At 69.9% G+C, this 6,358-nt stretch carries 5 protein-coding genes; 4 read left to right on the top strand and 1 reads right to left on the bottom strand.

From position 1 onward, the window contains the following. Positions 1–177 precede the first annotated feature (177 nt). On the top strand, positions 178–1,620 hold the full coding sequence (tldD, locus tag ACSAMQ_RS19625; RefSeq protein WP_435397271.1) for a metalloprotease TldD: 1,443 nt from the start codon (positions 178–180) through the stop codon (positions 1,618–1,620). 133 nt (positions 1,621–1,753) lie between these two features. On the opposite strand, the gene yjgA is transcribed toward tldD, so the two are convergent. Continuing rightward, entirely contained in the window at positions 1,754–2,329 is a 576-nt protein-coding gene (yjgA, locus tag ACSAMQ_RS19620) for a ribosome biogenesis factor YjgA (RefSeq protein ID WP_435397270.1), read from the bottom strand. Positions 2,330–2,425: 96 nt separating this feature from the next. Between yjgA and pmbA the strand changes: the two genes are divergently transcribed. The 3 genes from pmbA to ACSAMQ_RS19605 form a co-directional block, all read left to right on the top strand. Beyond that, entirely contained in the window at positions 2,426–3,796 is a 1,371-nt protein-coding gene (pmbA, locus tag ACSAMQ_RS19615) for a metalloprotease PmbA (protein WP_435397272.1), read from the top strand. Between the two features lie 159 nt (positions 3,797–3,955). Further along, positions 3,956–5,491, top strand: coding sequence for a DUF1800 domain-containing protein (locus tag ACSAMQ_RS19610; protein WP_435397269.1), 1,536 nt, complete (start codon positions 3,956–3,958; stop codon positions 5,489–5,491). A gap of 1 nt (position 5,492) precedes the next feature. Continuing rightward, positions 5,493–6,358, top strand: an 866-nt coding sequence (locus ACSAMQ_RS19605; protein WP_435397268.1) for a DUF1501 domain-containing protein, incomplete at its 3' end; no start/stop codon positions are given.

Below are 6,358 nucleotides of genomic sequence, written 5' to 3'. Positions count from 1 at the left end.
CGGACCGGCCCCGGCGGATTGATTGCGCCGGCCGGCGCCACCATTTCGGTCTGACCACGGCGCCGCCGCACGGTTTCGCGCGCCGGGCGCCTCCACACTTCTCCAGGACGGCCGCGACCGCGCCAAACCGGCGCCGCGCCGCCTAAGATGACCCTTCCACGTCCTCATGGCCCCGATATGACTCTTCCCCTGCAGATCGCCGAAAACCGCCTCTTGTTGCCCGCCGGGCTCGACGCCGGCGGCCTGGAGCGCAGCTTCGGCACCTTGCTCGGGCCGGGCATCGATTTCGGCGACCTGTATTTCCAGCATTCGCGCCGCGAGAGCTGGAGCGTCGAGGACGGCATCGTCAAGGACGGCTCGCATTCGATCGAGCAGGGCGTCGGCGTGCGCGCGATCAGCGGCGAGAAGACCGGCTTTGCGTATTCCGACGAGATCAACGGCGAGGCCTTGCTGGCCGCGGCGAAATCGGCCCGCGCGATCGCCCGCGAAGGCCAGGCGCAACCGGCTAAGACGCTGGTGCGCGGCGGCGGCCGTTCGCTGTATCCGAGCACCGACCCGATCGACTCGATCGGCAACGAAACCAAGGTCGAGGCGCTGCGCCGGATCGACAAGCTGCTGCGCGCGGCCGACCCGCGGGTCAAGCAGGTCATCGTCAGCCTCAGCGGCGGCATCGACACGGTGCTGGTGGCGCGCAGCGACGGCGTGCTCGCCGCCGACGTGCGTCCGCTGGTGCGGCTCAACGTACAGATCATCGTCGAGCACAACGGCCGCCGCGAAAGCGGTTATGCCGGCGGCGGCGGCCGCTACAGCTACGCCGAACTGCTCGGCGGCGACAAGCCCGACCGGCTCGCGCGCGAGGCCCTGCGCCAGGCGCTGGTGAACCTGGAAGCGATCGATGCGCCGGCCGGGATCATGCCGGTCGTGCTCGGACCGGGCTGGCCCGGCGTGCTGCTGCACGAAGCGGTCGGCCACGGCCTGGAAGGCGATTTCAACCGCAAGGGCACCTCGACCTATGCCGGGCGCATGGGCCAACGCGTGGCCTCGCCGGGCGTGACCATCGTCGACGACGGCACCCTCGACGGCCGCCGCGGTTCGCTCAACATCGACGACGAAGGCACCCCGACCAACTGCACCACCCTGATCGAGGACGGCGTCCTGGTCGGCTACATGCAGGACACGCTCAATGCGCGCCTGATGGGCATGGCGCCGACCGGCAACGGCCGCCGCGAGTCGTTCGCCCACCTGCCGATGCCGCGCATGACCAACACCTACATGCTGGCCGGCCAGCACGATCCGGACGAAATGATCCGCTCGGTCAAGAAGGGCCTGTACGCGGTCAACTTCGGCGGCGGCCAGGTCGACATCACCAGCGGCAAGTACGTGTTCTCGGCGACCGAGGCCTATCTGATCGAAGACGGCAAGGTCACCGCGCCGGTCAAGGGCGCGACCCTGATCGGCAACGGCCCGGAGACGATGCAGAAGGTACGGATGATCGGCCACGACCTCGCCCTCGACGAAGGCGTCGGCGTGTGCGGCAAGGACGGGCAGAGCGTGCCGGTCGGCGTCGGCCAGCCCTCGCTGTTGATCGAAGGCCTGACCGTGGGTGGCACCAGCGCGTGATCGCGGCGGCAAGCCAGCGTCGCCTTCCGCCGCGAGCGGCAGGAGGCGGCGGGAAGCGCGGGATCGCAGTGCGCGAATGCAGTCCGGGCCGGACGGCGCCGGCTTCGGCAGCGGACTTCAGCCGCGGCGGGCGTCAATCGTCGGGGTGGCCGTCGTCGACCGCTGCGCCGGAGTCATCGGCGACCGCGCCCGCGCCGAGGATCACCTCGCGCAATTCGCGATACAGCTCGCGGAACGAATGCGGCGGCTTGTTGCGCTTGCGCTCTTCCAGCGTGTTGCGCGCGAGCTGGCGCAGACGCTGGCGATCGGCCTGCGGGTATTCGTCGAGCAGCGCGGCCAGCGCGGTATCGCCTTCGGCGAGCAGGCGTTCGCGCCAGTTCTCGATCCGGTGCATCGCCGCGACCTCGCGCCGCGCCGCTTCGCCGTCCTCGTCGAGGGCGTCGCGGATCGCTTCCAGAACCGCGTCGTCCTCGCGCCGCATCTGCTTGGCCAGGAACGCCAGCTGGCGCTTGTGCGCGATGTTCGCGGTGATGCGCTTGCAGTCGCGGATGTGCGGCAGCAACGACTCGGGCACCGGCAGCTTGGACAGCTGGGCCTCGGTCAAGGATACCAGTTTTTCGCCCAGGGCCAGCACCTCCAGCGCCTCGCGCCGGTTCTGGCTCCGGCTGGGGCTGAGGAACTCGCCGGTTTCTTCGTCTCTGCCGCGCATCGCAAAACACCTCTCGTACCGTCAAACTGACCTGAATTCCCGCGCCGCCGACGCGCCGCGTACCGCAAGGATAAGACATTGAACGCAGTCGCCCTCATTCCGACCGCTTCGGCCCACACTTTCGCCGACCCCGAGGCGCGCCTGGACCTGCTCGCCGACCTGTCCCAGCGCCTGCTGGCGGCGGCCAAGGCCCGCGGCGCCAGCCAGGCCGAGGTGTCCTGCTCGGAGGAGGCGGGGCTGAACGTGAACGTGCGCATGGGCGAGGTCGAGACGGTCGAGGCCACCCGCGACCGCGGCATCGCGGTCACCGTCTATTTCGGCCAGCGCAAGGGCAGCGCCAGCACCGCCGACCTGCGCGACGAGAGCCTGGAGGCCACGGTCGAACAGGCCTGCGCGATCGCCCGCTACACCGAGGACGATGAAGCCGCCGGCCTGGCCGATCCGGCCCTGATGGCCACCGATCTGCGCGATTTCGACAGCTGGCACCCCTGGGCGATCGACGCCGACCACGCAGTCGAACTGGCCCTGGCTTGCGAAAGCGCCGGCCGCGACTACGACGCCCGGATCGAGAACTCCGATGGCGCCTCGGTCGGCACCGGCGCCAGCCTCGGCGTTTACGCCAATTCGCACGGCTTCGTCGGCCGCGAGCGCAGCACCCAGCACAGCTTCGGCTGCGCGATGATCGCCGGCCGCGGCGACGCCATGCAGCGCGACGGCTGGTACAGCTCGGCGCTGGCCGCCGACGACCTGGAATCGGCCGCCAGCGTCGGCCGCAAGGCGGGCGAGCGCACCATCGCCCGGCTCGCGCCGCGGCAGATCGCCACCGGCGACTACCCGGTGCTGTTCGCCGCGGAAAGCGCGCGTTCGCTGATCGGCCATCTGCTCAGCGCTATCAGCGGCGGCGCCCTGTACCGCCAGGCCAGCTTCCTGCTCGACAGCGTCGGCGCCCAGCTGTTCCCGTCGTGGTTCCAGATCGAGGAGCAGCCGTTCCTGCATCGCGGCCTGCGTTCGACCTCGTTCGACGCCGAGGGCGTGGCCACGCGCGAATCGGCGATCGTCAGCGGCGGCGTGCTGCAGCGCTACGTGCTCGGCAGTTATTCGGCGCGCAAGCTCGGTCTGCAGACCACCGCCAACGCCGGCGGCGTGCACAACCTGCAGGTCGCGGCGAACGCCGGCGATTTTTCCTCGATGCTGCGCGACACCGGGCGCGGCCTGCTGGTCACCGAGCTGATGGGGCAGGGCGTCAACACCGTGACCGGCGATTACTCGCGCGGCGCCGCCGGTTTCTGGATCGAGAACGGCCAGATTCAGTATCCGGTGGACGGCATCACCATCGCCGGCAATCTGCGCAAGATGTTAGCCGCGGTCGAAGCGGTCGGCAGCGACATCGACTACCGCTCGCACGTGCGTACCGGTTCGATCCTGGTCGGGCGCATGACGGTCGCCGGCGAATCGGCCGGGGAATGAGACGGCAGCAACACGAACGCTGCATGAAGCGTCGGCAACGAAATGCCTGGACTGGGATGAGGTAAGCGGAATCGCCAATCAGGCGCCGCTTCGGCCCGATCCTGTCAACGCAAGCGGCATCGAGGCGTTCATCCTGGAGGTCCACTCCTGGGAGGCCGCATGAGTGCAAGCAAGGCGACGGCCGCCAATCGTTTCGGGCTCGGCGCCAAGCCGGGCGAACTCGAAGGCAGCGGCGACGGCCGCGAGATTCTGCTCGCGCAGTTGCGCGGGCCGCCCGAGCTCGACGAATTTCACGGCCTGCCGAGCAGCGCCGCGACCATGACCCGCGAGTACGAGCAGCTCAGCGCCGCGCGCGCCGGGCGGGCCAGGGCGGCGCCGCCCGCGGCAATGGGCGAGATGCCGCCCGGCGCGTCGGCCAAGAGATCGGGCAAGGCATCGACCACCGCACCGATGAACACCGCCGATGCGATGGCGCCGGTTCGGCCGGCGGGCGAGCCGGTCGATGTCGAGCAGGCCGGCGAACGCGCCGAGCAGATGCGGCGCGAGCTGCGCCAGCGCCAGCTCGACGAATTCGCCGCGCGCTATCGCCACGCCTCGCGTACCGACCGGCCCTTCGTCGAGCGCCTGACTCAGTTCTGGTCGAACCATTTCGCGGTCTCGATCGACAAGGGCGATACGCGCCTGTACGCCGCGGCGATGGAACGCGAAGCGATCCGCCCGCACGTGCTCGGCCGTTTCGAGGACATGCTGCTCGCGGTCGAAAGCCATCCGGCGATGCTGCGCTATCTCGACAATTCGATTTCGATCGGCAACGACTCGGCGGCGGCGCAGCGCGCCGAGCTGATGCGCCGCGAACGCCGCGGACTCAACGAGAACCTCGCCCGCGAGATCCTCGAACTGCATACGCTCGGCGTCGACGGCGGTTATCGCCAGGACGACGTGCTCGAACTGGCGCGCGCGATCACCGGCTGGAGCACCTTCAATTCGCGCGAAGCCAAGGCCGCCGGCGAACGCATTCCCGATAATGCCTTCACTTTCCGCAAGGCCTCGCACGAGCCCGGCGAACGCCGGGTGCTCGGCCGTCGTTACGCCGAGGGCGGGGTCGAGCAGGGGCGCGCGGTCCTGGCCGACCTCGCCAAGCATCCGGCCACGGCGCATCACCTGAGTTTCAAGCTCGCCCGTCATTTCGTCGCCGACCAGCCGCCGCCGGCCCTGGTCAAGCGCATGGCCCAGGCCTATCTGAGCCACGACGGCGATCTGCGCGCGTTGTACCGCGCGCTGGTCGAGAGCCAGGAGTCGTGGGCCGACAGCGCGCGCAAGTTCAAGACGCCCAACGATTTCGTGGTCTCGGCCTTGCGCGCCGGCGAGTTGCCGGTCGGCAACGACGCGCGCGCGCTGATCAATCTGCTGTCGAGCCTCGGTCAACCGGTGTTCAACCCGCGCTCGCCGGCGGGTTTTCCCGACACCGCCGCCGACTGGAGCAGCCCGGACGGTCTGTGGAAACGCATCCAGGCGGCGCAATTGCTGGCCGCGCGGATCGACCCGAAAGCGTCGGCGCCGTACCAGCGCGCGGTGTCGGTGCTCGGCGACGCGGCGGTCGACGGCGACTTCGCCATCGGCCTGCGCCGTGCCGGTTCCCTGCGCGACGGCTATGCCTTGCTGTTCGCCAGCCCCGCTTTCCAATGGAGGATCTGAGATGGATTCGCAACGCCGAGGTCTATTGGCTGCATTCGGCGCGAGCGCACTGCTGACCCTGTTCCCGAACGCGTCGCGCGCCGCCGGCGACGATGCCGATACGCGTTTCCTGTTGGTGTTGTTGCGCGGCGGGCTCGACGGCCTGCATTTGCTGCCGCCGTATGCCGATCCGGTGTACGCCGCCCTGCGCGGCGCCGGCGCGGTGGCCGATCCGATCCGTATCGACGCGATGTTCGGCCTGCATCCGGCGATGCAGCAGACCGCGGCGATGTACCGCGACAAGCAAGTGCTGCCGATCGTCGCGATTGCGCCGCCGTATCGCGCGCGTTCGCATTTCGACGCCCAGGATTGCCTGGAGAACGGCACCGCGCGCCCCAACGGCGCGCGCGACGGCTGGCTCGGCCGCTGCGTGCAGGCGTTGCCGAGCGAAGCCGGTTTCGCGGTCGCCGCAGTGATGCCGCTGGCGCTGCGCGGCAGCGAGCGCACCAGCAACTGGTGGCCGCCGTTGCCGAAAGGCGTCGATCCGCAGTTGCTGCAACAATTGCAGCCGCTGTACGCCGCCGATGCGCGGCTCAGCGAGACCTTCGAGCAATCCACCCGTTCGGCGGCGCTGGCCCGCGAGGGCAAGGGCGCGTTCGCCCTGCCCGAGGCGATGCGCGTCGCCGCCGAACGGATGAGCGCGGCCGGCGGGCCGCGGATCGGTTTCGTCGAAGACACCGGTTGGGACAGTCATCGCAACCAGGCGCCGCAACTGGCGCGCAAGCTGGCCGAGCTCGACCGCGGCCTGGCCGCGGCGCGCGAAGGCTTCGGCGCGGCCTGGCCGCGCACGGTGGTGGCGGTGGTGACCGAGTTCGGCCGCACCGCGGC

The organism is Lysobacter sp. 1R34A, from assembly GCF_051217035.1.
GTDB lineage: Bacteria > Pseudomonadota > Gammaproteobacteria > Xanthomonadales > Xanthomonadaceae > Lysobacter.
The sequence above is the reverse complement of the archived record's forward strand: the minus strand, read 5'-3'. Positions and strand labels throughout refer to the sequence as shown.

Bases quoted from the DNA above. Each gene is read 5' to 3' on its own strand.
- ACSAMQ_RS19610 (WP_435397269.1), top strand. From the start codon at position 3,956: ATGAGTGCAAGCAAGGCGACGGCCGCCAATCGTTTCGGGCTCGGCGCC.
- tldD (WP_435397271.1), top strand. From the start codon at position 178: ATGACTCTTCCCCTGCAGATCGCCGAAAACCGCCTCTTGTTGCCCGCC.
- yjgA (WP_435397270.1), bottom strand. From the start codon at position 2,329: ATGCGCGGCAGAGACGAAGAAACCGGCGAGTTCCTCAGCCCCAGCCGG.